This is a genomic window from Xylophilus sp. (genome assembly GCA_009914555.1).
Taxonomy (GTDB): domain Bacteria; phylum Pseudomonadota; class Gammaproteobacteria; order Burkholderiales; family Burkholderiaceae_C; genus WNDY01.
The window spans coordinates 1-3,325 of sequence record WNDY01000126.1 but is presented as its reverse complement, the minus strand read 5'-3'; the positions used below and the strand labels follow the sequence as shown (position 1 = coordinate 3,325).

Genomic DNA, 3,325 nt, shown 5'->3' with positions numbered 1-3,325 from the left:
CATAAAAAGTTCCGACACTCCCCTTTTCATCGACCTGACAGAAGGTCGCGAACTTGTCGTTAATGGTATTGCCACAGGCGGATATTGGGGAAGTCAGCACGTTATGTGCCTGACCTCCAATCGGGCCGGTGTCGTGCCGGATGGCGCACTCAGAAGCGAGGCCGCAATTATTGCCAGACTTCGCTTTGACAACGACATGGCTGTACAACTTCGAGACGCTCTGAATATAGCCATTGAGGCACTCAAGGCCCCACCGAAAGACACAGCCAACTGAAGCACTCATTCCGCCCCTCCCTCGCGCGTGTCGCGCGTAAGGGCGGCGAAATACTGCTCAACGAGGGCCTCATGACCTTCAATTTCTTCTTTCTTTTCAGCAACTTCAAACGCAGCAACACGACGAAACGCAGCGCGAACCGCTTTCGTGTCGTGACCTTCGCCTTTCATCTCGTCGCCGTTAGCCTTCTTGGCTTCCTCAAGACGTTCCCAGCGCTGATAGAAAGATTTGAGACGGGAATTGCTCACTGCTGCACCACTCCTAAGAGGGCGTACAAAACGACCATGGCGTTTGCGCCAGCCCAAAACATGAGAAACTTGCTGTCGGCACTGATGCCAGCAACCATGAGAATGATCAGAGCAAAGAGGTTTAGGGCAGTCATGCGTTTGCCCTCGCATGGGAGCGCTTGGGCGCAAGTGCTACCATCGACACGCCACTAATGCCCCTTGCTCGTGCCTTTCTAACCAAGTCATGCCAGTAGCTTGGAGGTATTGAACCGCGACGACGCATAGCCTTCGCTGTCCCGTAGCGAACATTTAAATCGCTAGCGAAATCGGAAAGTGAAGGCCAAAGATTGATGATATCTACGTGTGTCATAGTGAATAAGGTACATTTTATACCTATCTTGTCAAGCAGTATCGGACATTACTTGTACCCGAAATGCGGGTATTTTTTGCACCATGAATAAAGAGCAGAAAAGAATAGAGCGCGAAGAACGTGCAGCTAGGCTGGTCGAGGCCCGGAAAAACGCCGGGTTTAAAGGGCCGACGCCGGTTGCTGAGAAGCTCAACATTAGTATCAATAATTACAAAGCTCATGAACAAGGCCGGAATGGCTTTGAAGTGGTGGACGCTCGCCGGTATGCCAAGTTGTTCGGGGTCAGCCTCAAATGGTTAATGTTGGGTGAAGGCGACCCACTAGATTTCTCCGAAGAAGTACCGGACGTACAGGATATCCCGTTCGTATCCTGGATCAGCGCCGGAGAGATGACACATCAGGACGGCGTGTCTGACTTAACCCAATTCCCTACTGTTCCTGCTGTGAATTTGCCGGAGGGTGACTGGATTGCCCTCCGCGTGGATGGCCCATCTATGAATAAGATCAGTCCACCAGATTCCATCATCTTCGTGAACATGAAAGATAAGCGCCTTGTATCAAACGGCTGCTACGTGATCTGCGATGAAACCGGGAAAGCGACATATAAACGTTATCGCCCGAACGAGGATCCGCAATTTCAGCCAGCATCTTTTGAAGATATCGAACCTCCAATGTTGGAAGGCGCAATTACTGTAATTGGTCGCGTCAAGCGCTCTGTTATCGATATGTGAGGATACGGTGCTGAAAGCGGCGCTATCGCCGGAAGAATTTGAGAAGTTATTGACTATATGATGGCGCGGGGTGCGGGGTTGAATGTCGGATAAAGAACGGCTTGATCGATGGGAAGCGTTGCACGATCAACCCAAGTCCATTTTTGGTTGGCCCGGTTGGCTTGATGTTAAAAAGCCAAGAAACGAAGGCCCACTTTTGTCGCACATTGCACAGCGAACGACCCTTCTGGTATCATTATGTGATCAAAACGGCGTGAATTTGGAAAGCCTGCAACTACGCATAATTATTTGGAAAGGCAGGCCAACCGAAGACGTTACCTGCACGCTTGAAGCGTCCGACAATAATTGGACATGCATATCAAGAATGGACTTTTGGTCGAATAGTCCCCATATGAACGCTGATTGGCGCAGCATTCCCGGTCTACCGCCGCAGGTGGGTGAAACGCACTATCATCGCTTTAAAGAGAATAAAGCAATTGGTGCCCATTCTTTTAAACCAATTGGCAACCTCAGAGCCGCTATAAATTTTGATGCCGAACCACGTTCATTTCGTGATATTCTGCGGCTAATTGAGATTGAATGGAACATCGCAGGCGCGACGGAATTGCCTCTGCCAGAGCGACAAAGGGGGCTAAACGTATGACCACATTAGGATTTATGATTCCGAACACTGATCGAATGTCAACTTTGGCCGACAAAATTGCTCGCTCATTGGCATATGCTCAAGAGCGAAACGGTCAATACCAGATCGTTACTCCGCTTCTTTATCCAGGTGGCGGTTGCGTTGTTGTGCGCATAGCACAATCCGAGAATGGGTATTTCGTATCAGATTACGGAGCAGCTCGTCGCGAAGCTGATCTTCTCGGCGGGAATCGAATTTTCACCCGGTTGGCGAAAGAGCAAGCGAAAAAGCACGGGGTTAGCTTCGATAGCGATCAGGTGTTTGACATTGAAGTTCCAGACTACGCTTTAGTGACCGCGACAATAGCTGTAGCAAATGCATCTAAGGCTGCGGTTGATATGACCCAATCTGCTTTGACCGAGCAAAAAGTAGAGCTTCAAAAAGACATGCTTTTGAAGCGAATATTCCAAACATTCGATAGGTCTGATATTGAGATTGATGGAGAATACAGTGGCCGGTCTGAAAACTGGCGATTTGATGCAGTCGTTCAAGCTGGCACGCCGATATTGTTTCAAACGGTCACAGCGAACCAAAACTCGGTCAACTCGGCAATTTCACGCTTCCTTGATGTTAAGGACGCGGGGGATGAATTAACGGTTCGCGTTGCGGTCCCTGCCCGAATTAAGGACACACCACACCTATCATTGCTTGCACGCACAGCAAGAATTTTGCCAGCTGACGCGACAGAAGAAGCCTTTATCAGTCTGAAGCAAGCCGCTTAACCTTACCAGCCCTACCCATACCAAGCCTCGCGAAAGCGGGGCTTTTTTATTGTGATTCGCAACCAATCGTCACTAATTGTACCTAGCGGGTATTTTTTGTATCTTTTCTTATTGACTTTATAGGGTACGTTTTGTACCTTTATCTCAACAAACGAGTTGGGAGCCGCGCTCTCAACCTAATTTGGAGAGAGTGATGAGTGCATTAGACAATCTGACAATTGGAGAAGCGAAGCAGTTGGCCGCAATGTTTGGCGGCGCTGTAGCTCAGCCTTCACCGGCAAGCCCGCTTATTGGCGAAAAGGTAATCGTCCGCGCTTCT

6 protein-coding genes are annotated in these 3,325 nt (G+C 49.4%); 4 read left to right on the top strand and 2 right to left on the bottom strand.

Translation table 11 applies throughout. From position 1 onward, the window contains the following. A partial coding sequence (locus tag GAK38_RS23740; protein ID WP_325347344.1) for a hypothetical protein occupies window positions 1-274 on the top strand: 274 nt, incomplete at its 5' end. Window positions 275-279: 5 nt separating this feature from the next. Here the strand turns inward: GAK38_RS23740 and GAK38_RS23735 are convergent. Together GAK38_RS23735 and GAK38_RS23730 are read right to left on the bottom strand one after the other, a co-directional pair. After that, window positions 280-522: a GapR family DNA-binding domain-containing protein gene (locus tag GAK38_RS23735; RefSeq protein WP_325347343.1), complete on the bottom strand. Its 243-nt coding sequence runs from the start codon at window positions 520-522 to the stop codon at window positions 280-282. Continuing rightward, the gene (locus GAK38_RS23730; protein WP_325347342.1) at window positions 519-656 is read right to left on the bottom strand and encodes a hypothetical protein; all 138 of its coding nucleotides are present in this window, start codon (window positions 654-656) and stop codon (window positions 519-521) included. Before GAK38_RS23730 ends, GAK38_RS23735 begins: the two co-directional genes overlap by 4 nt. Window positions 657-954: 298 nt before the next feature. Here GAK38_RS23730 and GAK38_RS23725 point away from each other — a divergent pair, with 298 nt between their 5' ends. The 3 genes from GAK38_RS23725 (at window position 955) to GAK38_RS23715 (ending at window position 3,006) form a co-directional block, all read left to right on the top strand. Then, on the top strand, window positions 955-1,602 hold the full coding sequence (locus tag GAK38_RS23725; RefSeq protein ID WP_325347341.1) for a helix-turn-helix domain-containing protein: 648 nt from the start codon (window positions 955-957) through the stop codon (window positions 1,600-1,602). An 82-nt stretch (window positions 1,603-1,684) separates the two neighbouring features. Next, a complete protein-coding gene (locus GAK38_RS23720) occupies window positions 1,685-2,245 on the top strand; it encodes a hypothetical protein (RefSeq protein ID WP_325347340.1) in 561 nt (186 codons plus the stop codon). 35 nt (window positions 2,246-2,280) lie between these two features. Next, window positions 2,281-3,006, top strand: a complete 726-nt coding sequence (locus tag GAK38_RS23715; RefSeq protein WP_325347339.1) for a hypothetical protein — start codon at window positions 2,281-2,283, stop codon at window positions 3,004-3,006. The last annotated feature ends 319 nt before the right edge of the window (window positions 3,007-3,325 follow it).